21 protein-coding genes are annotated in these 23,860 nt (G+C 73.5%); 12 read left to right on the top strand and 9 right to left on the bottom strand.

Annotated elements, in window-relative coordinates:
• Nucleotides 1-82: 82 nt before the first annotated feature.
• From MB828_RS35140 to MB828_RS35115, 7 genes are all read left to right on the top strand, one after another.
• Nucleotides 83-1,108 carry an ABC transporter substrate-binding protein gene (locus tag MB828_RS35140; RefSeq protein ID WP_133022486.1) on the top strand — a complete coding sequence of 342 codons (1,026 nt, stop codon included), beginning with the start codon at nt 83-85 and terminating at the stop codon, nt 1,106-1,108.
• A gap of 49 nt (nt 1,109-1,157) precedes the next feature.
• Nucleotides 1,158-1,904, top strand: coding sequence for a GNAT family N-acetyltransferase (locus MB828_RS35135; RefSeq protein WP_301651716.1), 747 nt, complete (start codon nt 1,158-1,160; stop codon nt 1,902-1,904).
• 44 nt (nt 1,905-1,948) lie between these two features.
• Nucleotides 1,949-2,044, top strand: coding sequence for a putative leader peptide (locus MB828_RS46760; protein WP_343236226.1), 96 nt, complete (start codon nt 1,949-1,951; stop codon nt 2,042-2,044).
• A 63-nt stretch (nt 2,045-2,107) separates the two neighbouring features.
• Nucleotides 2,108-3,316 (top strand): LLM class flavin-dependent oxidoreductase, encoded by a 1,209-nt coding sequence (locus MB828_RS35130; protein WP_301651715.1) that lies wholly within the window; start codon nt 2,108-2,110, stop codon nt 3,314-3,316.
• A gap of 22 nt (nt 3,317-3,338) precedes the next feature.
• Nucleotides 3,339-4,712, top strand: a complete 1,374-nt coding sequence (locus MB828_RS35125) for an NtaA/DmoA family FMN-dependent monooxygenase (protein ID WP_301651714.1) — start codon at nt 3,339-3,341, stop codon at nt 4,710-4,712.
• Nucleotides 4,709-5,791 carry an LLM class flavin-dependent oxidoreductase gene (locus tag MB828_RS35120; protein ID WP_301651713.1) on the top strand — a complete coding sequence of 361 codons (1,083 nt, stop codon included), beginning with the start codon at nt 4,709-4,711 and terminating at the stop codon, nt 5,789-5,791. The genes MB828_RS35125 and MB828_RS35120 overlap by 4 nt, the downstream gene beginning before the upstream one ends.
• Nucleotides 5,784-6,911, top strand: a complete 1,128-nt coding sequence (locus MB828_RS35115) for an LLM class flavin-dependent oxidoreductase (RefSeq protein ID WP_133022491.1) — start codon at nt 5,784-5,786, stop codon at nt 6,909-6,911. The genes MB828_RS35120 and MB828_RS35115 overlap by 8 nt, the downstream gene beginning before the upstream one ends.
• A 7-nt stretch (nt 6,912-6,918) precedes the next feature.
• Here the strand turns inward: MB828_RS35115 and MB828_RS35110 are convergent, their stop codons facing one another.
• The 5 genes from MB828_RS35110 to MB828_RS35090 all read right to left on the bottom strand — a co-directional run bounded on the left by MB828_RS35110 (nt 6,919) and on the right by MB828_RS35090 (nt 11,564).
• On the bottom strand, nt 6,919-7,989 hold the full coding sequence (locus tag MB828_RS35110; protein ID WP_301651712.1) for a phosphotransferase enzyme family protein: 1,071 nt from the start codon (nt 7,987-7,989) through the stop codon (nt 6,919-6,921).
• Nucleotides 7,986-8,741: an ABC transporter ATP-binding protein gene (locus MB828_RS35105; RefSeq protein ID WP_301651711.1), complete on the bottom strand. Its 756-nt coding sequence runs from the start codon at nt 8,739-8,741 to the stop codon at nt 7,986-7,988. Before MB828_RS35105 ends, MB828_RS35110 begins: the two co-directional genes overlap by 4 nt.
• Nucleotides 8,738-9,502, bottom strand: a complete 765-nt coding sequence (locus MB828_RS35100) for an ABC transporter permease (protein WP_133022494.1) — start codon at nt 9,500-9,502, stop codon at nt 8,738-8,740. Before MB828_RS35100 ends, MB828_RS35105 begins: the two co-directional genes overlap by 4 nt.
• Nucleotides 9,499-10,536, bottom strand: coding sequence for an ABC transporter substrate-binding protein (locus MB828_RS35095; protein ID WP_301651710.1), 1,038 nt, complete (start codon nt 10,534-10,536; stop codon nt 9,499-9,501). The genes MB828_RS35100 and MB828_RS35095 overlap by 4 nt, the downstream gene beginning before the upstream one ends.
• Nucleotides 10,537-10,643: 107 nt before the next feature.
• Entirely contained in the window at nt 10,644-11,564 is a 921-nt protein-coding gene (locus MB828_RS35090; RefSeq protein WP_301651709.1) for an ABC transporter substrate-binding protein, read from the bottom strand.
• Nucleotides 11,565-11,940: 376 nt separating this feature from the next.
• Between MB828_RS35090 and MB828_RS35085 the strand changes: the two genes are divergently transcribed.
• Nucleotides 11,941-12,813: a sulfurtransferase gene (locus MB828_RS35085; protein ID WP_301651708.1), complete on the top strand. Its 873-nt coding sequence runs from the start codon at nt 11,941-11,943 to the stop codon at nt 12,811-12,813.
• Nucleotides 12,814-13,055: 242 nt separating this feature from the next.
• Here MB828_RS35085 and absR1 read toward each other — a convergent pair whose 3' ends face one another.
• Nucleotides 13,056-14,135, bottom strand: a complete 1,080-nt coding sequence (absR1, locus tag MB828_RS35080) for a beta-glucuronidase AbsR1 (protein ID WP_301651707.1) — start codon at nt 14,133-14,135, stop codon at nt 13,056-13,058.
• A 94-nt stretch (nt 14,136-14,229) separates the two neighbouring features.
• Here absR1 and MB828_RS35075 point away from each other — a divergent pair, with 94 nt between their 5' ends.
• Nucleotides 14,230-15,957: a LuxR family transcriptional regulator AbsR2 gene (locus MB828_RS35075; protein WP_301651706.1), complete on the top strand. Its 1,728-nt coding sequence runs from the start codon at nt 14,230-14,232 to the stop codon at nt 15,955-15,957.
• A gap of 251 nt (nt 15,958-16,208) precedes the next feature.
• Here MB828_RS35075 and MB828_RS35070 read toward each other — a convergent pair whose 3' ends face one another.
• Complete coding sequence (locus MB828_RS35070; RefSeq protein ID WP_301651705.1) at nt 16,209-18,773, bottom strand: CHAT domain-containing protein; 2,565 nt, start codon at nt 18,771-18,773, stop codon at nt 16,209-16,211.
• 149 nt (nt 18,774-18,922) lie between these two features.
• Here MB828_RS35070 and MB828_RS35065 point away from each other — a divergent pair, with 149 nt between their 5' ends.
• Genes MB828_RS35065 through MB828_RS35055 form a run of 3 tightly spaced genes read left to right on the top strand, consistent with a single transcriptional unit; the run spans nt 18,923 to nt 21,542 of the window.
• Entirely contained in the window at nt 18,923-20,362 is a 1,440-nt protein-coding gene (locus tag MB828_RS35065; RefSeq protein WP_301651704.1) for a S8/S53 family peptidase, read from the top strand.
• Between the two features lie 35 nt (nt 20,363-20,397).
• Nucleotides 20,398-20,997 carry an RNA polymerase sigma factor gene (locus tag MB828_RS35060; protein ID WP_430381474.1) on the top strand — a complete coding sequence of 200 codons (600 nt, stop codon included), beginning with the start codon at nt 20,398-20,400 and terminating at the stop codon, nt 20,995-20,997.
• Entirely contained in the window at nt 20,994-21,542 is a 549-nt protein-coding gene (locus MB828_RS35055; RefSeq protein ID WP_301651703.1) for a hypothetical protein, read from the top strand. The genes MB828_RS35060 and MB828_RS35055 overlap by 4 nt, the downstream gene beginning before the upstream one ends.
• Before the next feature lie 57 nt (nt 21,543-21,599).
• Here the strand turns inward: MB828_RS35055 and MB828_RS35050 are convergent, their stop codons facing one another.
• Both MB828_RS35050 and MB828_RS35045 read right to left on the bottom strand, forming a co-directional pair.
• Entirely contained in the window at nt 21,600-22,940 is a 1,341-nt protein-coding gene (locus MB828_RS35050; protein WP_301651702.1) for a cytochrome P450, read from the bottom strand.
• 59 nt (nt 22,941-22,999) lie between these two features.
• Nucleotides 23,000-23,806 carry an N-formylglutamate amidohydrolase gene (locus tag MB828_RS35045; RefSeq protein ID WP_301651786.1) on the bottom strand — a complete coding sequence of 269 codons (807 nt, stop codon included), beginning with the start codon at nt 23,804-23,806 and terminating at the stop codon, nt 23,000-23,002.
• Nucleotides 23,807-23,860 lie beyond the last annotated feature (54 nt).

Raw genomic sequence — 23,860 nt, 5'->3', positions numbered from 1 at the left:
ACCGCCGCACCCCAGACCTCCCCGCACCCAAGACCTCCCCCCACGCCCTCACCCTCATCACCGGCACCGACAAGGAACCGCCATGTCTACCCACTTCACCCGACGCAGCCTGATCAGAGGCATCACCGCGGCCACCGCCGTCGCCTCCCTCGCCACCGGGCTCGCCGCCTGCGGGGGCGACAGCGACGCGGCCACCACCACCGACAGCGCCAAGTCCGGGGAGGTCGTCGTCGGACGGGTCTCCAACGGCGCCGCCACCCAGACCACCATCAAGGTCTCCGAGGTCAAGTCCATCAGCGCGGAACTGCCCGCGGCCGTCCGCAAGAGCGGCAAGCTGGTGATCGGTGAGGGCGCCCTGCCCGCCGGCTTCCCGCCGCTGGCATACGTCGGCAGCGACCAGAAGACCCTCACCGGCTCCGAACCCGACCTCGGCCGCCTGGTCGCCGCGGTCTTCGGACTCCAGCCGGAGATCAAGAACTTCACCTGGGAGAACATGTTCGTCGGCATCGACAGCGGCAAGGTCGACGTGGCGCTCTCCAACATCACCGACACCGAGGAGCGCAAGAAGAAGTACGAGTTCGCCTCCTACCGGCAGGACAACCTCGCCTTCATCGTGCCGAAGAAGAGCACCTGGAACTTCGACGGCAACTACGAGAATCTCGCGGGCAAGACGGTCGCCGTCGGCTCCGGCACCAACCAGGAGAAGATCCTCCTGGAGTGGCAGTCGAAGCTCGCCAAGGAGGGCAAGAAGCTCACCGTCAAGTACTTCCAGGACAGCACCAGCACCTTCCTGGCCCTGAACAGCGGGAAGATCGACGCCTCGTTCGGCCCCAACCCCGGCTTCGCCTACCACAACAAGCAGACGGCGAACACGCCCAACGCCACCCGCACCGCGGGCACCTACTCCGGCGCCGGCGCCAGCCTCCAGGGCCTGATCGCGGCCACCGCCAAGAAGGACAGCGGCCTCGCCAAGCCCCTTGCCGACGCCATCAACTACCTGATCAAGAACGGTCAGTACGCCCAGTGGCTCAAGGCCTACAACCTCTCCAACGAGGCCGTCGCCAAGTCCGAGGTCAACCCGCCCGGACTGCCGCTCGACAACTCGTGACCGCCCGCACCAGCACGCCCGGCGGCTTACCAGGAAGGACTTCGCCTCCGTGACCGTCCAGACCGACTTCCGCGGAGGCGGAGCCCCCCTCACCCCCGACACCACACCGCTCGACAACGCCGTCTGGGCCGCCCTCACCGGCCCGCACGCCCACCTCGCGGAGAGGTTCGGCAGGGCCGCCCGCTACCCCGACGACGTCTACGCCTACGCGGCCCTCGCCGACGCCGCCGACCCGGCCGCCTGGGCCGATCTGCACACTCTCGTCGGCCCCGGGACGACCGTGAAGATCAAGCCCGTCGAGCAGGCACCGCCCGGCTGGGAGGTGGTCGGCGGCGGGCGGGGCGTCCAGTTCGTGGACACCGCGCTGCGGGCCGAGCCCGACCCGGAGGCGGTACGGCTCGGACCGCACGACGTGCCCGAGATGCTGGACCTGGTCGCTCGCACCGAGCCCGGCCCGTTCCGTACCCGGACCATCCAGATGGGCCGCTACCTCGGCATCCGGCACCGGGGCCGGCTGATCGCCATGGCGGGAGAGCGGCTGCGGCCACCCGGCTGGACCGAGATCAGCGCCGTCTGCACCGACCCGGACCATCGCGGCCGGGGCCTGGCCACCCGCCTGGTCCGCGCGGTCGCCGCCGGCATCCGGGAGCGCGGGGAGACCCCGTTCCTGCACGCGGCCCCGGACAACGCGACAGCCATCCGGCTCTACGAGTCGATCGGCTTCACCGAGCGCCTGCGCGGCCGCACCCTGCTGGTGCGCAGCCCGGGAACATCCGCGGACGCCCGGTTGTTGTGACTCAGGACGAGATGTACGCGAAGCAGGCCGAGGAGGTGCGGGACATGACACATGCGATCAGTCCCAGCCGCCGTACCGTCCTGCACACCCGGCCGCACATCGACCTGCTGCGCGTGGCCGGCGCGCTCTGTTGTTCCTGACTTTCCTCCGCCGCGTCCCTTGCACCAGGCGCGCCCTCGTACGGACCTCAGGAAGGCACCACTGTGTCCTCATCTCCCACTTCCCACCTGCACCTCGCCGTCGCCCTCGACGGCACCGGATGGCACCCCGCCTCCTGGCGCGAGCCGGTCGCCCGCCCCCGTGAGCTGCTCACCGCCGGCTACTGGGCCGACCAGGTCGCCGAGGCCGAGCGCGGCCTGATCGACTTCGTCACCATCGAGGACGGCCTCGGCCTCCAGTCCTCCCTCTACGGCGAGCCGGACGGCCGTACCGACCAGGTCCGCGGCCGCCTCGACGCCGTGCTCGTCGCGGCCCGGATCGCACCGCTCAGCCGGCACATCGGCCTGGTGCCGACGGTGATCACCACCCACACCGAGCCGTTCCACATCTCCAAGGCGATCGCCACCCTGGACTACGTCAGCACCGGCCGCGCCGGCGTGCGGGTGCAGATCTCCGCCCGCCCGAACGAGGCGGACCACTTCGGCCGCCGTGCCTTCCCGCCGTTCGATCTGGCGGAACTGGCCACCCCGGCCGGTCAGGAGCGGCTCGCCGAACACTTCGACGAGGCCGCCGACTACATCGAGGTCGTACGCCGGCTCTGGGACAGCTGGGAGGACGACGCCGAGATCCGGGACGCCGCCACCGGCCGCTTCATCGACCGGGACAAGCTGCACTACATCGACTTCGAGGGCGGCAGGTTCAGCGTCAAGGGACCCTCCATCACCCCGCGTCCGCCGCAGGGACAGCCGCTCGTCACCTCCCTCGGGCACCAGACGATCCCCTACCGGCTGATCGCACGGGGGACCGACGTCGGCTACGTCACCCCGCAGGACGCCGCCGAGGCCCGCGCGATCGTCGCCGAGATCCGCGCCGAGCAGGAGGCCGCCGGCCGGGCCGGCGACACCGTGCACGTCTTCGCCGACCTCGTGGTCCTGCTGGACGACGACCGGGCCGCGGCCGAGGCCCGCAAGGACCGCCTCGACGCCCTCGACGGGGGCGCGTACACCAGCGACGCCCGGATCTTCGCCGGTACGGCCGCACAACTCGCGGACCTCCTTGAGGAGTTCGCGGCCGAGGGGCTGACCGGCTTCCGGCTGCGGCCCGCGGTCCTCGGCCACGACCTGCCCCGCATCAGCCGGGACCTGGTCCCCGAACTCCAGCGCCGCGACCGCTTCCGGACCGCCTACCAGGCAGACACCCTGCGCGGCCACCTCGGCCTCGCCCGCCCCACCAACCGCTACGCCGCTGCCTGAGCCCGGAAGGACCCGCCCCGTCATGAGCAAGCCGCTGAAGCAGATCCACCTGGCCGCCCACTTCCCAGGCGTCAACAACACCACCGTGTGGAGCGACCCGGCCGCCGGCAGCCACATCGAGTTCAGCTCCTTCACGCACTTCGCGAAGACCGCCGAACGCGCCAAGTTCGACTTCCTGTTCCTCGCCGAGGGCCTCAGGCTGCGCGAACAGGGCGGCAAGATCTACGACCTGGACGTCGTCGGCCGCCCCGACACCTTCACGATCCTCGCCGCCCTCGCCGCCGTCACCGAACACCTCGGCCTGACCGGCACCATCAACTCCACCTTCAACGAGCCCTACGAGGTGGCCCGCCAGTTCGCCAGCCTCGACCACCTCTCCGGCGGCCGGGCCGCCTGGAACGTCGTCACCTCCTGGGACGCCTTCACCGGCGAGAACTTCCGGCGCGGCGGCTTCCTGCCGCAGGAGGAGCGCTACTCCCGCGCCAAGGAGTTCCTCGCCACCGCGAACGAGCTCTTCGACTCCTGGCGCGGCGACGAGATCCTCGCCGACCAGGCCACCGGCACCTTCCTCAGCGACGCCAAGGCGGGTTCCTTCGTCCACCAGGGCCCGCAGTTCGACATCCACGGCCAGTTCAACGTGCCGCGCTCCCCGCAGGGCCGCCCGGTCATCTTCCAGGCCGGCGAGTCCGACGAGGGCCGCGAGTTCGCCGCGTCCGCCGCCGACGCGATCTTCAGCCGGTACGCCACCCTCGAAGCCGGGCAGGCCTTCTACACCGACGTGAAGTCCCGCCTCGCCAAGTACGGCCGGGCCCCCGGTGACCTGCTGATCCTGCCCGCCGCCAGCTTCGTCATCGGCGACACCGACGAGGAGGCGGAGGAGATCGCCCACCAGGTGCGCCGCCAGCAGGTCAGCGGGGCGACGGCCCTCAAGCACCTGGAGTTCGTCTGGAACCGGGACCTGTCGTCGTACGACCCGGAGGGGCCGCTGCCGGAGGTCGACCCGCTGGTGAGCGAGGAGCACATCTCCCGGGGCCGCGCGCAGGTCCGGATGTACCGCGACCCGATCGCCATCGCCCGTGAGTGGCGGGAACTGGCCGAGGCCAACAAGTGGTCCATCCGCGACCTCGTGATCAACACCGGCAACCGGCAGTCCTTCGTCGGCTCCCCGGCCACGGTCGCCCGGACCATCAACGAGTTCGTGCAGGCGGACGTCTCCGACGGCTTCATCCTGGTCCCGCACATCACCCCGGGCGGACTGGACGTCTTCGCCGACACGGTCGTCCCGCTGCTCCAGGAACAGGGCGTGTACCGCACCGAGTACGAGGGCACCACCCTGCGCGACCACCTCGGTCTCGCCCACCCCGACCAGCGGCGCGCCGAGCGGGCCGCGTCGTGAAGTTCCTCGCGATCACCCTGATCGTGCACCGCCCGGACCCGGTCACCGGCATCCTGAAGCCGACCCACGACCGGTTCCGGGAGGTCCTGGACAACGCCGTGCTCGCCGAGGAACTCGGCTTCGACGGGTTCGGGGTGGGGGAGCGGCACGAGCGGCCGTTCATCTCCTCCTCGCCGACCGTCGTGCTCAGCCACATCGCCGCGCTCACCCGCCGGATCCGGCTCTTCACGGCCGTCACCACGCTCAGCCTGCTCGACCCGGTCCGGGCGTACGAGGACTACGCCACCCTCGACCACCTCTCCGAGGGCCGCCTGGACCTGATCATCGGCAAGGGCAACGGCGCCGCCCAGCGCGAGCTGTTCCACGTCACCCCCGAGGACCAGTGGGACCGCAACGCCGAGAGCTACGAGGTGTTCCGGCGGATCTGGCGCGAGGACAAGGTGACGGCCCGGACCCGGTTCCGGCCGGAGCTGACCGACGCCGAGGTCTGGCCGCGCCCGTACCAGCGGCCGGTGCGGGTCTGGCACGGCAGCGCGACCAGCAGGGAGTCCGTCGACCTCGCCGCCCGCTACGGCGACCCGCTCTTCTCCGCCAACGTCACCAACCCCATCGAGCCGTACGCCGAGCTGATCCGGTACTACCGCGAACGCTGGGAGCACCACGGCCACGACCCGGCGGACATCGCCGTCGGCGCGGGCAGTGCCGGCCTGTACGTGGCGCCCACCTCCCAGCAGGCGGTGGAGGTGTACCGGCCCCTCTTCGAGAGCAACCTCGCGTTCCAGAGGAAGGCCGGGCTGCCCGTGGTCTTCGAGACCGTGGAGGACTTCGTCGACCGCAGCTCGGCCCTGATCGGCAGCCCCCAGCAGGTCATCGACAAGGTCCACCGCTACCACGAGCAGTTCGGGCACACCGTCCTGCACCTGCACGCCGACGCGAGCGGACTGACGGACACCCGGCACCGGGACTCGCTGGAGCTGTTCCAGTCGGCGGTGGCTCCCGTGCTCCGCAGGGACATCCCCGACCCGCCGTTCGACTGGGCGCCCGTACTGCCGGCCACCGAGGAGCCCGCGCATGTCTGACATCCCCCTCGGCATCCTCGACCTGGTGCCGATACCGAGCGGCGCCACCGCCGCCGACGCCCTCCGCAACTCCATCGAACTCGCCCAGCGGGCAGAGGAGTTCGGCTACACCCGGTACTGGTTCGCCGAACACCACCTCAACCCGGGCGTCGCCGGCACGTCCCCGGCGGTCGTCCTCGCACTGACCGCCTCCGCGACCTCCACCATCAGGCTGGGCTCCGGCGCCGTACAACTCGGCCACCGCACCGCGCTGTCCACGGTCGAGGAGTTCGGCCTGGTCGACGCCCTGCACCCGGGCCGCCTCGACCTGGGCCTGGGCCGCTCCGGCGGCCGCCCGCCCGCGGCGAACGCGGCCCCGTCGGCGACCGCGACCCCCGTGGTCGACGGCCGGGCCCCGAACGGACTGCTGATCCCGCCCCGCTTCTCCTTCGCGAACCTGCTCGGCTCCCCGCGCGTGGCGCTCCAGCGCAAGCTGCTCCTGCTCCCGAACGCCGAGTCCCAGGAGTACGCCGAGCAGGTCGACGACGTCCTCGCGCTGCTCGCCGGCACCTACCGCACCGAGGACGGCGTCGAGGCTCATGTCGTGCCCGGGGAGGGGGCCGACATCAAGGTGTGGATCCTCGGCAGCAGCGGCGGCGAGAGCGCCGAGGTCGCCGGCGCCCGGGGGCTGCCCTTCGCCGCCAACTACCACGTCAGCCCGGCCACGGTGCTGGAGGCAGTGGACGGCTACCGGTCCTTCTTCCAGCCCTCCGACCACCTCGACAAGCCGTACGTCAGCGTCTCCGCGGACGTCGTGGTCGCCGAGGACGACAGCACCGCCCGCGAACTCGCCACCGGGTACGGCACCTGGGTCCGCAGCATCCGTACGGCCGAGGGCGCCATCCCCTTCCCCACCCCGGAGGAGGCGCGGGCCCACGTCTGGACCGACGAGGACCGCGCGCTGGTGCAGGACCGCCTCGACACCCAGTTCGTCGGCAGTCCGCAGCGGGTCGCCGACCGGCTGGAACAGCTGCGGGAGGCCACCGGGGCCGACGAACTGCTCATCACGACGATCACCCACGGCCAACGGGACCGCGTGCGTTCGTACGAACTCCTCGCGGCGGAGTGGGCCCGACGCTGACCTCCGGTCACACCTCCGCCGCGACCAGGTCGAGGAGTCGGCGGCCGGCCGGTCCGGTGAACCACTCGGCGTGGCCGACGTAGTACTCGTACGCGAGGCGGGTGTTGCCCGGTGACCGGGTGACACCGTGGAAGTAGTCCAGTTCGGAGAGGGCGAACTCGGCGTGCACCAGCGGGAGCAGGGCCGGCAGCGCGGCCGACTCGGCCGGTGAGAGCGGGCGGACGGCCTGGTAGCCGCGCAGCAGCGCGACCGCGTCCCGCTCCCGCACCGGCCGGTCCGGGCTCAGCCACTGCACGGTGTTGCGCTCCAGGGCCGTCGCCAGGTCGTGCACGGCGGTGGTGCGGTCGCTCATGCCGAAGTCCAGGACCGTGGAGACCGCACCGTCCTCGCCCCACAGGAGATTGGAGGCGTGCCAGTCGTTGTGGGTCCACAGAGGCTCCAGTCCCGGCAGGTGGGGAGCCAGCCGCTCGTACAGCGGAAGCAGGACGCGCTCGGTGTCCGCACGCCAGGGGAAGCGCGGCAACGCCCGCGACAGCCCCGGGCGTTCGCCGACGTAGGCCGCCAGCGCCGCACGGGGGTCCGGGGCGGCGAACACGGTGAAGGAGGCGATCAGCGGGCGTGGCGCACGGCGGGGGGCGGTGAACCCCTCCGCCGCCAGATGCAGCCGGGCCAGCGCCGCACCCGCCGCCCGGGCATGGGCCGTACTCGCGAAGGGCGACCAGGACAGGGCGTCCCGGTACAGGTCCGTGCCGACACCGGCCGAGTGCACCTCGTACGTCCACTCGCCGCGCGCCACCGCGTCCAGCACGGTCACCACCGGTGCCCCGCGCTCGCGCAGGTGGCGCAGGAAGGCGTGCTCCTCGGCGAGGCCGGGCAGGGAGCGGACGGAGACGTGGTGCCGTTTCACGAACAGGCGCCGTCCGTCGCGCTCCACGACGGCGGCCGCGGACAACGGGCGCGGGCTGCGCCAGCGGACCCGGGCCGCACCGACCACGTCCGTGACCTCCGCGTCGGTCAGCGGCGGCCAGTCCGGCTCGACCAGGTCGGTGCCCAGGCCGTGGGCGAGATGCGTGCTCATGGCGCCGGCACCGCCGTCGTACCGCGCAGGGCGCCCAGGACCCGGCGCTCCACCGCCGTGAACTCCGGTGCGGTGACGTCGCGTTCGCCGTGCGGCAGCGGGACCGGCACCCGGTCGACCACGGTCGCCGGGCGCGCGGACAGCACGTGCACGGTGTCGGCGAGCAGCACCGCCTCCCGGATGTCGTGGGTCACCAGGACGACCGTCCAGCGGTGCTGCTGCCACATCCCGGCCAGCCACAGCTGCATCTCGGTACGGGTCAGCGAGTCCAGCGCGCCGAACGGTTCGTCCAGGAGCAGCACCGGCCGCTCCAGGACCACCGTGCGCAGCAGCGCGGCCCGTTGCCGCATTCCGCCGCTGAGCTCGGAGGGGTACGCCTTCTGGAAGCCGTCCAGTCCGAAGTCGGCGAACAGTGCCCCGGCCCGGGCCCGCGCGGTCTTCTTCCGTACGCCCTGTGCCTCCAGGCCGAGCGCCGTGTTGTCCAGCACGGTCCGCCACGGGAACAGCAGGTCCTTCTGTGGCATGTAGGCGACCTTGCCGGACGCTACCCCGGCCGGCTCGTCCTCCACCAGGACCTGTCCGGAGTCCGGCCGGTCCAGCCCGGAGACCAGGTTGAACAGGGTGCTCTTGCCGCTCCCGCTGGGACCGATCACGGCCGCGAACTCACCCGGCTCCACGGCCAGTTCCAGTTCGCGGAGCACATCGAGCGCCCCGAACGACTTGCTGACCCGCTGCACACGCAGACCGCTCACGACCGGCGCTCCTTCCGCTGCCACGGCAGCACCAGCCGCTCCACCAGATACGTCGCCGCGAACAGCGCGACGCTCAGCGCGGCGGTCACCGCGACCGCCGCGAACACCAGGTCGGTGCGGAACGCGCTCTTCTGCGCCTGCATGTAGATCCCGAGCCCCGACTCGGCGCCCGCGTACTCGGCGAAGACCGCGCCGACCACGGCGTAGGTGATGCTCACCCGCAGCCCGGCGAAGAAGTACGGCATCGCGCCCGGCACCCTTACCAGCCGGAACGCCCGCCACCGGCCCGCGCCCAGGGAGCGCAGCAGCCGCATGGCCTCCCGGTCGGTCGCCGCGAACCCGGCGGCCAGGTTGGCGGCCAGCGGGAAGAACGTGGTCAGGGTCACCACCAGCATCTTCGGCAGCAGCCCGAAGCCGAACCAGATGATCAGCAGGGGTGCCACGGCGACGATCGGGACGGTCTGCGAGGCGACCAGCAGCGGATAAAGGCCCCGGCGGGCGGCGGCCGAGAAGTCCAGCAGCGTCGCCACCAGCCAGGCCGCCGCGAACGACAGCGCGAAGCCGAGCAGCGTCTCCTGGAGGGTGGGCAGGGTCTGCGACCAGAGGTCGGCGCGGTTCGCCCAGCCCTGCTCCAGGACCCGGGCGGGGGAGGGCAGCGTGGTCGGATCGACGCCGGCCGTCGTGACGTACAGCTGCCAGCCGCCGACCAGTACGGCGAGCACCAGCACGGGCGGCCACAACGACCGCAGCAGGGGCCTCACTTGGCGTCCGGGAGGTAGGCGTCGGTGAAGAACGCGGTGGTGTCCGGCGCCTTCGTCAGCTTCTTGCCGTTCGCGTCGACGAGCAGCCCGGCACCGTACTCGAAGTCGGCGAAGGCCTTCCAGCGGGCGGCGCTCTGGGTGCCGGTGGAGCCGTCCGCGCTCCGGTAGTACTCCTTGGCCAGCAGCCGTGAACTCTCCTTCACCAGCTCGGTGTTGGTCAGGACGCTCTTGTTGGCGGCGATGAGCAGACCGGCGGCCTGATCGGGGTGGTCGGCCGCGTAGCGGTACCCCTTGTCGACAGCCGCGAGGAACTTCCTCGCCACCGCCGGGTTCTTCTTCAGGTACTGGTCGGAGGACGCGATCAGCGTCGAGTAGATCGCCGGGAAGCCGTAGTCGGAGAGCTGGAAGTCCTTGAGCGGCTTCCCGCTGAGCTTCGCCTCCAGGCCCTCCCAGGTCGGCATCGGCATCGCGAAGTCCGCCTTGCCCGCGTAGAGCGCCGCGTACGCCGAGGTGTTGAGGGTGACCTGCCTGAAGTCGCCCTTGCCGCCCGCGTTCCGGATCACCTTCCGGAGCAGCGGCTTCTCGTAGGCCGCGCCGAATCCGGCGTACGTTCTGCCGTCCAGGTCCTTGGGCGAGGTGATGTCGGTGCGGTCGGCGCGCACGGAGACGGTCACATCGGTCTTCTGGGTGACCGCGTACACGGAGGTGATGTCCTGGCCGGCGGCGCGGGCGGTGGTGACGCCCTCCTGGTAGGAGATGCCGAAGTCGGCCTTGTGGGCGGCGATCAGGGTCTCGGGCGCGGTCGAACCGTAGGGGACGATCTTCAGGTCGATGCCGGCGTCCTTGAACCAGCCCTTGGCCTGGGCGACGTAGATGCCGGTGTGGTTGGTGTTCGGGGTCCAGTCCAGGGCCAGGGTGACGGTGGTGGTGCCGTCCTTGGCGGCGGCCGTGGACTCGGCCCCGGCCGAGCAGCCGGTGGTGACGGCGAGGAGGGTGGTGGCGGCCAGGGCCGACAGCGCGGTGCGGCGGAGCATGCGGAGGTCCTTCGTACGGAGGGGAGTCGGGCTGCGGGGCGGTCAGGCCCGACACAGCGCGCTCGCGACCCGTTTGAAGTCCACGGCGAGACGCCGGGTGAGCAGGGTCATGCCGGCACGTCCAGCAGGCCGTTGGTGAAGGACCGGTCCCAGTCGTGGCCGTGCGCGATGGCGCCGTGCTCGGCGAGCCAGTGCGCGTAGGGTCCCATCCGGTCCGCGTCGATCACGCCCCAGCGGCCCTGGTCGTCCGTCCAGGTGGGGGCCACCAGGGAGAGCGAGCGGGCGATGAGCGGCCGCGGGAAGTACGGGATGACCCGCTCCAGCAGCTCCAGTGCCCTCTCGGGCTCCTCGGCGGCGGAACGGTAGCCGCGGGCGGTGGCGGTCAGGAAGTCCCGCACCAGGGAGGGGTGTTCGTCCAGCAGCCGCTCACTCGTGCCGAGCAGGTAGCTGTGGTAGCGGGGGGCGCCGATCTCGTCCACCGGCCAGGTCACCCGCTGGTCCTCCGGCAGGTCGCCCCGCAGGGCGTCCCAGGACCAGTAGTTGCCGAAGGTCGCGTCCGCCTCGCCCGCCTCGATGTCGTCCACGGTGAGTTCCCGGGCGCCGGCGTCGACGGTGATCACCGCGTCCGGATCACCGCCGTCGGCCGCGACCAGGTGACGGACCATGGCCCGCCCGCGTGGGGTCGGGTTGTAGGCGAGCCGCCGGCCGGTGAGGTCACGCGGCCTCGTGATGCCCGTGGACCTCGTGGTCTGCACCGCCTCGAGCCCCCGGTGGTTGACCGCGGCGACGGCGATCAGCGGCTGGCCGTGCAGCGCCCGCCGGGCGAGCAGCCGGTTCGGCGGGAAGATCCCGAAGTCCACCTCGCCCCGGGCCAGGTACTCCAGCGTGTCGCCCCGCCCCGGATCCTGCACCACCAGCTCGACGTCGAGTCCGGCCGCGTCGAACCACCCACGGGCACGAGAGAGATACAGACCGGCTGAATTCGGCCAGGGATGGAAATAGTCGAGCATGACCCGTATGTGTGGCATGGGGGTACTCCGTGAGCGGCGCACGAGGGTGCGAGGGAGGCGGAAGGGGGGAGGCCGTGTCAGTGCGGGAGGCGACGACAACAGGAGCGGGCAGCTCGGCTGGACACCGGGGACTGCGGCTCGACTGCTGCGGACACGTGAACTCCTACGCGGGGCGCAAAGCGCTGCTGGTGCGGTCGGCGTCCCCATGGGGACCGCGTCCGCGACGTGCGGACGGATCCCAGACGCCCTCTCAGCCCGGTCGGGGAGGGGCTCCCGCGTAGATGGCCGAAACCATAACCGCAGCTCCCCGATGCTGTGCAAGCCGCGTCCGGAATATGGGACGAGGCTGACCGGGAAGTGAGACGCGCAGGTCACGGGCGTACGATCGGGCGCCATGACCTCCCTGCTGCCCGGCCCTCTGGTCGACGACGTCTGGCTCGCCGCCCACCTGGACGACCCCCGGCTGGTCGTCCTCGACGCCACCGCGCTGCTGCCCTCGCCCCGCCACGACGGCGACCACCGCTCGGCGAGCGGCCGTGCCGGCTGGGCCGAGCGCCATGTCCCCGGCTCGCACCACGCCGACCTGACCGGGGACCTCTCCGACCCCGGCGCGCCCTACCACTTCGCCGTTCCGGCCCCGCGGGCGCTGGCCGCCGGGCTGGCCCGGCTGGGCGTGGGGGAGGGCCGCGAGGTCGTCGTCTACGACACCGGGGGCGGTATCTGGGCGGCCCGGCTCTGGTGGATGCTGCGGGCGATCTCCGTCCCGGCGGCGGTGCTGGACGGAGGGCTGGCGGTGTGGGAGGCGGCGGGCCGGCCGCTGGCCACGGGTGACACCGAGGCGGAGCCCGCCGCGGTACCGGTGACGCCGGTGCCCCGGCCCGAGCTCTGGACGGGCATCGAGGAGGTGGCGGCGATCGTCCGGGGCGAGCGGCCCGGGGTGCTGGTGTGCGCGCTGCCGACGGGCGGCTACGACGGCTCCGTGCCGACGCGGTACAGCCGTCGGGGGCACATACCGGGGAGCGTCAGCGTGCCGGGCCGGGGGTTGCTGGACGACACGGGGCGAGTGCGGCCGAAGAGTGAACTCGCCGACCGGGTAAGGGCGCTGGCGGGTGCCTCACCGGTTGTTCTCTACTGCGGCGGGGGGATCTCGGCGGCGGGGGCGGCACTCGCGCTGACCGTGCTCGGCCGGACGGACGTCTCGGTGTACGACGGGTCGCTGGAGGAGTGGTCCAAGGACCCGGAGCGGCCGCTGGAGTCGGGCGGGTGAGGGGTGGGGTGGGGCGGCGCGTCACCGGCTGCGGCCGAGGGCAGGGCAGGGGTGGGGCGGCGCGTCACAGGTGCGGGTGCGCGCGGGGGCCGGTCGCGCGGTTCCTCGCGCCCCCCGGCCGACTGCGCTCCCGGCGGTGACCGGTCGAGGCACGTATCCTCCCCCGAAGGCTACGTGCCTCGACTGCTTCCCCCCGGCGCCGGACCGTGGTGCGGGCTCCGTGTCGCCGCCCGGTGCCGGTGTCACCAGCACATGGCGGCTGTCTCCCCCGACCCCCACGTGGAATGGAGACGGACACGGACGGCGTAGCGCCGGCCCTTGACGAGCCGGACCCTGATCCTGGCGTTGCCCGGGGTGCCCCCGTCGTCGTGGCCGGCGAGGTAGCGCGGTTCCCCGTCACGCTCCTCGAACACCACGACCACGGAGTCGCTCTCCCCGAAGGTGCCCACGGTGTAGACGCGGGTCTCCGGCGGCTCCACGGCGAAGTCGGCCTGTTCGCCGGGACCGAGACCCAGGGGTGCCGAGCGGAACGGCACCAGCGGGGCCGGGGCCGCCGCGGGCGGGTACCAGCGGAGCGCGAACTCCTTGTCCGCCGGGGAAAGCGAGCCGGGCGGGTACAGCCCGCCGTGGTACTGCTCCGGCTCCAGGATCAGCCCCGGGCCGAAGGGGTACTGCATCACGGACTGCGGATCCCACACCGAGCCGTTCGCCTCGGCCGCGTCCAGCCTGCGCAGGATGTTGGCGTCCGTGCGGTCCCGGCTCCAGTGGTTCGGCGGTCCGGCGAGGCCGGCGTAGACCGCCTCGTCGTCCCAGTGGACGCCCGCGAACGGGCTCTGGTGCTCGTGCCGCATCCCGAGCGCGTGCCCGATCGTGTGCAGGGCCGTCCAGTGGCCGTCCGGCTCCGTCAGGTCCCAGCCCAGGTTCATGGTGCGCTCGCCCAGTCCGACCGACAGCGCGTCCCGGCCGATCGCCGACCAGGAGCCGTCACCGAGCTGGAAGCCGATCCGCAGCTCCGCCTCGCACCGGTCCCGGACCTCGGCGAACGTCACCCCGATCCCGAGGCCCTGCCACTGCCGGAAGCACTCGCGCACCACGTCCCGCTGGTCCTCGGCACCGGCCCAGGGCACCCGGCGGGTTTCCCCGGTCCCGGGGACCGGGATCACCGAGGCGTCGGTGTCCGCGTCGAAGAAGTAGTAGTGCAGAACCGTGCCGTTGACCCACATCGGCCGCCCGCCGACGAGCGCGCCGAGCCGTTCGGCGGCCAGTCCCGGGGCGAACGCCGGGGCCGGCTGCCGCGGTAGCGAGCAGTAGCGTCGGGTCATGCGCCCAGAGTGCCGTCCCGTCCCGCCGGACGCCTGAGTCGGCAGCTACTCAAGTCTCCCTGTATCAGAGCTGAGTAACGCGACTCATACTCGTGTGACGACTTACGAACAGGGCGCGCGCACCCTCGAACTGCCCTGGCCGTTCACCGGCCGGGAAGGTGAACTGGAGCTGGTCAGGCGGCCGTCGCCGGCCGGCCGGCAGGGTGTCGTGGTGACCGGTCCGGCCGGCGTCGGCAAGACCCGGCTGATCACCGAGGCGGTACGGGGCACCGACTGCACCCGGGTGACCGGCACCCCCGAGACCAGCGCCCTCCCGTTCGCCGCGTTCGCGCACCTGCTCCCCGACCGGGTCTCGCTGCCGGGCGCGGTGCGCCGGCTGAACGGGGTGCGGCTGCTCGTCGTCGACGACGCCCACCTCCTCGACGAGGCCTCGGCCGCCCTGGTGCACCAGCTCGCCGTGCACGGCCGTACCCGGCTGCTGGTGGCCGCCGCCGACCCGGCTCCGGTCCGCGACGCGGTCTCCCGGCTGTGGACCGGGGAACTCCTCACCCACGTCGTCCTGGAACCGCTGCCGTACGACGAGACCGCCCAACTGCTCGCCGGGAGCGGTCTGGAGCCGCTCACCGTGCGCCGGCTGCACCGGGTGTGCCGGGGCGATCTGCGGCTGCTGCGCGAACTGCTGGGCGCGCTGCGCGAGTCCGGGCCGCTGACCCCGGTGCCGGACACCGGTGAGCTGGCCTGGCGCGGCCCGCTGCCGCTCACCGCCACCGTCCGGGAGCGGATCAGGCCCCTGCTGGAGCGGCGCGGCCCCGGCGAACGCGACACCCTGGAACGCCTCGCGTTCGCCGAGCCCCTGCCGTCGCACCTCGACGAGGGTCTCGACCTCACGATCCTCGAACACCTGGAGACCGACGGCCTGGTCGAGGTCGACGAGCGGGGCGCGATCCGTCTCGCCCATCCGCTGTACGGTCCCGCGCTGCGCGCTGCGGCGGGCCGGCTGCGGGCCCGGCGGCTGGCCCGTACCGCCGGGCCTGGCGGACCCGCCCTCAAGGCCGAACAGCACCGACTGGAGGAACGCATCGAGCAGTTGGACGTACGGGAGGTGCCGGCCCCGGTGGGGGAGTGGCCGGCGTCGGGAGACCGGCCCGTACCGGCCGGGTACGCGGCGGTGCGTGCCCGGTACTCGTGGCTTCGGGGGGAGCTGCGAGAGGCGGCGGCGTGGGCGAGGGAGGGACTGCGCGGGGCGCCGGGCGACGCCTCCTGCCGTACCGAACTCGCCCGCGCCGCAGCCGAGTCGGGAGAAGCTGCCGTAGTGCGCGGGGACGGGGGTCTCGCGCACTACGGCGCCGTACGGCTGGGGGAACCCGAGCGGGTCGCGGGGCGGCCGGCGGGCGTGCTCGGGCGGCACGCCGACGCCCTCGCCCGTGGTGACGGACCCGGCCTCGACCGGGCCGCCGTGGCGCTGGCCGAGCGCGGCCTGCTGCTGTTCGCCGCGGAGGCGCACGCGCAGGCCGTCCGCGCCCACCGCGAACCGCGCGCCGCGCGGACGTCCCGCGCCCGCGCGGTCGCCCTCGCCCGCCGCTGCCAGGGCGCCCGCACCCCGGCCCTGTCCGGCCTGTTCCTCGGCGAACTCACCGCCCGCCAGCGGCAGATCGTCACGCTCGCCGCCACCGGTCTCAGCAACCGGCAGATCGCCGAGCAACTGACCCTGTCCGTACGGACGGTGGGCAACCACCTGTACAGCGCGTACACCCGCCTCGGCGCGACCGACCGGGCAGACCTGCCGTACCTGCTGGAGCAGCCGGACGCCCAGTCGGCGTGAGCGGACCGCAGGCGCCGGCGGCCCGCCGTGGCCGCCGGACGGTGACCCGCCCGGGATCGCCGGGCCGTTTCGGGCGCCCGAGGCCATGCGGCGGGCCGTTCCCGCGGGCCTCGGCCGGGCCGGTCCCGCTCAGGCCGCCCCGAATGCCGCGAAGGCCCAGCCCGTCGCCTGGTGGACCGCGTCGGACGGCAGGGCCGCCCGGGCGTCCCGCAGTGCCTCCGCCAGCGACAGGCCGGCGCCCAGGCCCTTGCTCAGGCCGCCCCGAATGCCGCGAAGGCCCAGCCCGTCGCCTGGTGGACCGCGTCGGACGGCAGGGCCGCCCGGGCGTCCCGCAGTGCCTCCGCCAGCGACAGGCCGGCGCCCAGGCCCTTGTGCAGGGCCAGCATCAGGGGCACCACCGCCGCGTCGTTGACGGGCGCGCTGCTCGCCACCACCCCGGCCGTGCCCAGCGGCAGCAACGCCGTTACCAGGCCGAGGAGTTCGTCGGCGCCGACCGAGGCGAGCCGGGCCGTGTCACAGCTGGAGAGGATGATCCGGTAGGGGCTGCGGTCGAGCCGCTCGAAGTCGTGCACGATCAGCGGACCGTCGGCCATCAGCAGCGACGAGAACAGCGGGCTGTCCGCCCGGAAGGTGCCGTGCGCCGCGATGTGCGCGAGCGTGGCCCCGTCCAACTCCGCGAGGACCCGCGGCACCTGGGCGTCATCGTGCTCCAGGACCGTCGCCGTCGGGTACCGGCCCGCCACCTCGGGCACCTCCGCGCCCCCGGTCGCCAGCTCGGGCCCGCGCACCAGCACATGCCGGCCACCCGGCGGCGGCTCGGTCTCCCGGGCCCGCAGCCAGCTCCCCGCCGACGGCGACACACTGAGCACCCGTTCCCGCAGGGCGGGCAGCAGCGCCCACGGCACCCGGTGCAGGGCGCCCGGCGGGACGACCACCACGGGACCGGAGCCGAGCTGGTCCGCCGCCGCGCCCAGCAGCAGCTCCTGAAGACGCCGACCGGACGCCTCGACCACCGCCAGCCGCCCCTCCGCCCCCGGATGCGCCAGCCGTCGCAGCCCCGCCTGGACGTGCTCCGCCTCGGCGACCGCCTCCGCCAGCAGACCCCCCGCGAAGCGCCGTACCCGGCCGCGGCCGCACAGCAGCACCTGCACCCGGCCGTCCAGGACGGCGAGTTCGACCAGCCGGGCGTCGCCGAGCCGGTCGAGCAGCCGGGCCGGATCGAACCGGGCGCCCTCGCCGGGTGCCGCACCGCGGATGTGGTGGGTGCGGGAGCGGATCTCCCGTTCCAGGCGCCGCTGTTCACGCTCCAGGGCGGGCACCGGACGGCGGTCCCGGCGGGCCCGCTCGGCACGGGAGGCGATCTCCCGGAACGCGGTGAGCGAGGAGAGCAGCGCCGGGTCGGCGGGCGGCCGGGTCGGGGGAGCGGACAGGACCGTGGCCCGCCAGCGCTCGCTCCACTCCAGCAGCCGGCGCGGACCGCCGTGCGCGAGGCTCGCCTGCTGCGCCAGCGCGGCCAGTTCGGCGCCCTGCGCGGTGGCCCGGGCCCGCAGCTCCGAGGCGCCCAGGGTCATCCGGTGGTCGTCGAGGACATCGAGGCCGCGCCGGCACGCCTCCAGCACGCCCCGCCGGGAACCCGCGGCGCGCGCGCTCAGCGCCTGGGCCGCCCAGCCGGTCATCCGGGCCAGCGGCGGGCCGCCGTGCCTGCTGCGCGCGGCCACCGCGAGATGCCGCTCCGCGTCCGCCGTCCACCCCAGCTCCAGCGCGATCCGCCCCGCGAGCAGCGAGGCCTCCGGCGCCGCCGGGGCACCGAAGGACGCCAGCCGGTCCGCGACCCCGGCCGCCTCCTGCACCAGCCGCCCCGAGGCGGCCCCGCCCGCCACCCGGGCCTCGATCAGCTCCAGCCGGGCGTGCGTCTCCCACCAGCTCCGCCGCTGCCCCGAGAACAGCCGCACCGCGACGGCCGCACGGGCGGTCGCGGTCCCCGCGTCCCCCGCCGAGCGGGCGGCCCGGGCGGCGGCCAGCAGCAGCTCGGCCTTGCGGGTGGACTGCCCGCCGAGCCGGTCCAGGGTCGCGATCGCCGCGTCCGCCTCGGCCAGCGCCTCGGGCGCAAGACCGGCCGCCATCAGCACCTCGCAGCGCGCGATGTACAGCATGAACGGCGGAGTGCCGAGTTCGGTGTACCGCTGCTCGGCCTCGGCGAGCAGCCGCAGCGCGGCCGGGACGTCCCCGGAGCGGAACGCGGCCAGGCCCCGGCTCTCCACGGCGACCGCCTTGTCGTGCTCCTGGCCCGTCGTCTCCCACAGCCGCTCGGCCGCCGTGAAGTCCGCGTCCGCCCGGTCCACCGCCCCCAGGGCCAGATGCACCGTGGCCCGCACGCTCAGCGCCCGCGCGGTCCAGATGACGTCGTCGGCCTGCCGCAGCGCCGGTATCGCCCTCCGAATGTCCTCCAGGGCCTCCTTGTGCCGGCCGAGCACCCAGCAGGCGTACGCCCGCCGGTACAGCACCCGCGCCCGGGTGTGCCCGTTGCTCCGGGCCACCCCGCGCTCGATCGCGGCCAGCCCCTGCCGAGTGCGCCCCGCGTGCACCAACGCGACCCCGAGGGTGCCGAGGACGTCCGCCTCCCGCTCCGCCGAGTCCGCGCGGGCCGCGAAGTCCCGGGCGCGCCGCAGATGGTCGAGGGCCACGCCCAGGTCCCCGAAGTCCCGTTGCCAGATGCCGATGACCTGGTGCGCGACGGACGCGTCGAACGGCGGCGGACCGGACCGGAGCACGTGTTCGGCCCGCGCCAGGGCCTCGCCCGGGGCGGCGAACACCATGGGCAGCAATTCCGTAACCGAATCGCTTCGCGCAGTCACCTCTCGGATGGTAGTGGCCTGGGCAGACATGCCCCACAGGTTTGACGCTGTATCAAGCGGCGGCACGGCGACTCTGACTGGAGAACGCCGTTTCCGGGGGAGGACAGGCCATGGCACCTCAGCGATTCCAGGAGCAGTTCGATCACATCCAGCGCTCCATGCCCGACGTTCCACTGGCGATGGGGCCGGACGACTCAGCCGAGTTCCTGTACGAGAGGGGCGTCGTGCTCGCCCGCGACGGGGAGGAGGCCCGGGTCGTCGAGGACACCGTGCGCGCCCACTTCACCGCGACCGCCGGACTGTTGCCCGACCACGTCCGCAGGACGGGCCCCGAGAGCAACCGCACCGGGGTCACCCGCATCCGGGTCGGGGACCCGGCCCACGGCGACCACACCCGGGACCACGCGGTCGGCCACGCGCTGCGCGCCCTGCGGGAGGCGGAGGGCCGCACCGGACGCCGGCTGGTCAGCCGCAACCACGTGGTCGCCACCACGAACGCCAACTCCTGCAACCCCTGCGAGCCGCTGCCGGCCCTGCTCGCGCAGACGCCCAACCCGGGGGCCGCACAGGGCGGTCACGACCCCGACACCGCGGTCCGCGTCATGGTGATCGACACCGGCCTGGTGCACGACTACCGCTCCTACCCGCTGCTCGCCCATACCCAGGGCGACCCGCAGATCGCCGAGACGGACGCGGCGGGAGTGCTCCAGCAGTACGTCGGCCACGGCACGTTCATCGCCGGCCTCATCGCCGCGCTCGCCCCCAACACGGACATCACCGTCACCAACACCATGAACGACGTGGGTGCCATCCTGGAGTCCGAGTTCGGCGGCAAGCTCTTCGAAGCGGTCGACCAGCACGGCTGGCCGGACATCATCAGCCTCTCCGCCGGCACGTCGAACGGCAGCGCCGACGGACTGCTCGGTGTCGAGGCCTTCATGCAGGCCCTGCGCGACCGGGCCACCCTGCTCGTCGCCGCCGCGGGCAACAACGGCAGCGCCACCTCCTTCTGGCCCGCCGCCTGCGCCGACGTCTCCGGCTACGAGGACACCGTCCTCTCGGTGGGCGCGCTGCGCAGCGACGGCGAGTACGGCGCCTGCTTCACCAACCACGGCGGCTGGGTCAAGGTCTACGCCCCCGGCGAGCAGCTCACCGGCCCGCTGGCCGGCTTCGACGCCCCCGTGCCGTACGTCTACCAGCACACCACCTACGACGCCTGCCGGTTCGGCTTCACCTACGCCTGCACCTGCCAGTACCCGCGCCACACCGGCGTGCTGACCGACACCGGGGCGCCCGGCCCCGGCAAACCCGACCAAGTGATGTTCGAAGGATTCGCACAGTGGAGTGGAACATCGTTCGCCACCCCCATCGTCGCCGGCCTCGTCGCCGACTGGATGACCACCCACCAGGAGCCCGACCCGCGCGCCGCGCGGACCCGGCTGCTGGCGAGCGGCACGGAGTACGCCGAGGTGCGGGGGACACCCGTCCCGGCGCTCCGCCCGGCCACCTGGCAGCCGGTTCCGGTCGTCCAACTGGCCGGCACGGCCTGAGTTCCGGAACACTCCCCTCCACGGCGTACGATGACTTGCCGTACACGAGGGGTGGGACCGTGGACCGAGCAGAGGTCGGCGCGCTGGTCCAGTCCGCCGTCGACGGCGACGCGGCGGCCTGGAAGGCGCTCGTGGAAGGGCTGAGCCCGCTGGTGTGGTCCGTGGTGCGCGCGCACCGGCTCTCCGACGCCGACGGGCACGAGGTGTACCAGACGGTGTGGTTCCGGTTCGCCCAGCACCTGGGCCGCATCCGGGAACCCGACAAGGCCGGTTCCTGGCTGGCCAGTACGGCCCGCAACGAATGTCTCAAGGTGATCAGGGGGCTCACCCGGCTGCTGCCGACCGACGACCCGCAGGTCCTGGACCGGGTCAGCGAGGACCGCACGCCCGAGCAGTTCCTGATCGACGCCGAGGAGCAGGCGGCCGAGGCCGAGCGGATCCGCCTGCTCTGGCAGGAGCTGGAGGAACTCGGCGACCGGTGCAGGCAGTTGCTGCGGGTCCTGATGGCCTCACCGCCGCCCAGCTATGTCGAGGTGTCGGTGGCGCTGGGCATCGCGGTGGGCAGCATCGGCCCGCTGCGCCAGCGCTGCCTGCGCCGGCTGCGGGCCCGGCTCGACGCGAGGGGTGCGGCATGAGCGAGGACGGGTTCCCGACGGCGCGGGACGGCTTCGACGCCACCGGGTCCGACACAGGGCCCGACGACACAGGGTCCGACGCCGACACCGGCGCCGAGGCCGTGGTGGACGCGGACGCCCTGGACGCCCTGGAGGAGGAGCTGCGCCAGACGGCCGCCGTCCTCGACCCGCTCCCGGCCGGGCTGCTCCAACTGGCCATGGACGCCTACGCGCTGCACGACCTGGACGCCCGGATCGCCGAGCTGACCTTCGACTCGCTCGTCGACGCAGTCCCGGTCAGGGGAGTCGACGATCCGCCCCGGATGCTGACCTTCCAGGCGGGCGGGCTCACCGTGGACGTCGAGGTGAACGGCGACGGACTGCTCGGCCAGGTGCTGCCCGCACAGCCCGCGCACATCGAGGTGCTCGGCGGTCCGGGGGCGGTACGCCCGCTCACCGCCGACGGCATGGGCCGCTTCGCCGGTGACACCCCGCCCGCCGGTCCGTTCGCGCTGCGGCTGCGGACCGGCGGCGAGGTGATCGTCACGGAGTGGCTGCGGGCCTGAACCCCGCGGGCGGCGCTGTGTCACGTGCCTCCCCAAGCGTGCGGTGACACTGCGCTGTCACCATGCCACCGGCAGCGCCAGCGGCCCGCGGATCATCGTCCGGCGGCGCCACGGCACGTCCTCGGCCGGCACCGCGAGCCGCAGCCCCGGCAGCCGGTCGAGCAGGGTGTCGACCAGCAGCTCGGTCTGGAGCCGGGCGAGGACCGCGCCCGTGCAGTAGTGCGGGCCGTGGCCGAAGGCGAGGTGCGGGTTGGGCTCGCGGTCCGGCACGATGCGGTCCGGGTCGGGGAAGACGGCCGGGTCGCGGTTGGCGGCCAGATAGGAGACGTACACCGGGTCGCCGGCCGCGATCCGGGTGCCGTCGCCCAGCTCGACGTCCTCCAGGGCGATCCGGGCGAGCCCGACCGTGCTGCGGTGCGGGATCCAGCGCAGCAGCTCGTCCAGGACCGGCCCGCGCTCCGCGGGCCGCTCCCGCAGCCGTGCCATCAGCTCCGGCCGGGTGAGCATCAGGAAGAGCATCTGGCCGCAGTTGTGGGTGACCGCCTCGCCGCCGATCTGCAGCGGACCGGCCAGTCCCACGGCCTCCTCCTCGCCGATCTCACCCCCGGCCACGGCTGCCCCGAGCAGCGAGTACACGTCGTCGCCGGAGCTGCCGGCCCGGGCGCGCACCGTCTCCGTGATCCACCCGTACAGCCCCTGTTTGGCCGCGTCCGCGGCCTCGGCGCCGCCCGAGGTGGAGATGATCCGCCGGGTCCAGGCGTGCACCCGCTCCCGGTCCGCCTCCGGCACCCCCATCACCTCGCTGACCACGGTGATCGGAAACGGCTCCAGCACCCGCTCGACCAGATCGGCGGGCGGCCCGTCCCGGACCACCCCGTCGACCAGTTCGTCGAGGATCTTCCGCGCCCGCGGCCGCAGCCGCTTCATCGCGCCGACCGTGAAGGCCCCGGCGACCGGCCTGCGCAGCCGGTTGTGCTCGGGCTGGTCGGCCCAGGCCAGCGAGCCCGGTCGGGGCTTGAAGTGCGGGGCGAGCCGGGTCACCTGCCGCCGGGTCACCTCGGCGCGGCCGAACCGCGGGTCGTTGGTCACGGTCCTGACGTCCTCGTACCGGGTGGCGAGCCACGCCCAGCCCTCGCCGAACGGCAGCCGGATCCGGGTGACCGGGCCCTCCGCCATCAGGCCGGCGAGGACCGGGTCGAACTCCGTCCCCGCCAGGTCCAGCGCGGGCCACTCCCGCACGGGCGGCTCGGCCCCACGGCCGGACCCGGCCGCCGCGGGACAGCCGGGGCCGTCCCGCTCCGTGCCGAGGGGCGCGACCGGTTCGACGCGGACGGGCGGGGCCGGTTCCGGGGGCGCGGTCGTCTCCGTGGGGGTGGGCGCGGTCGTCTCCGTGGTCATGCCTCCACGGTCGTACGGCCCTCACCCGGTGTCCTGCGGGAGTGCTCCAGCCGGATGGGTCAACGGTCCGGGCCGGGACGGCCGGCGGAGTCCACCAGCGCGGCGAGCGCGGCGGCGAGCCGTTCCAGACCCGCGCCGGCCGGACCGCCCGGCTCGGTCATGTACAGGTCCCGCCGGATCTCCACCATCAGCGCACCGACCCGCGCGTCCTTCCCGTAGTACTCCAGCGGTACGTATGTGCCGCTGAACGGGCTGTCCAGTGCCGTCTCCCCGCATCCCGCGAACGCCCCGCGCGCCGCCCGCGTCAGCTCTTCCGGCGTGTGGAAGCGGTCCGTCCCCAGGCACACCGGTGGCCGCGGCCCGGCCCCGTGCAGTTCGTAGGGGAGCGCCCGGCTCGGATAGGAGTGCACGTCGATCACCACGGCCCGCCCGGTCGCGGCGAGCCGCCCGGCCACCGCCCGGGTCATCGCCTCGGCGTAGGGCCGGAAGTACCGGGCGACCAGCGGCCCGGGGTCGAACCCCTCGGCCCGCAGCGCCTCCCGGTGGGTGGTCCGCGTGTACACCGCTCCCATCCCGACGGCGAGCATCTCCTCCCGTTCGTCCGGGAACCGCTCCGGGTCGACGACCAGCCGCGACAGCCGGTTGACGAACCGCCAGGGCGTCACCCCCGCCAACCGGGCGGCCGCCGCCGCGAGTTCGGCGGTGTGCGCGTCCGTGATGTGGTCCAGCTCCCGTGCCAGCGAGGCGTCGTCGAGCTCGATGCCCGCCCTGACACCGGCCGGGATCGTCCGCGCCGAGTGCGGCACATGCAGGAGTACGGGCGACTCGTCGGCGCCGGGCAGGAGTTCGTAGGACGGCTGGGACACGGGCGGCTCCGGGGCATCGGTGCGGGCGGTGTGTCCGATCACGGTGCCACACCC

Origin of the sequence: Streptomyces arenae (genome assembly GCF_022343545.1) — a bacterium.
In the GTDB taxonomy this organism is placed as follows: Bacteria; Actinomycetota; Actinomycetes; order Streptomycetales; family Streptomycetaceae; genus Streptomyces; species Streptomyces humi.
Note: the sequence above shows the minus strand (reverse complement) of the source record. Positions and strands in the feature narration are given on the sequence as shown.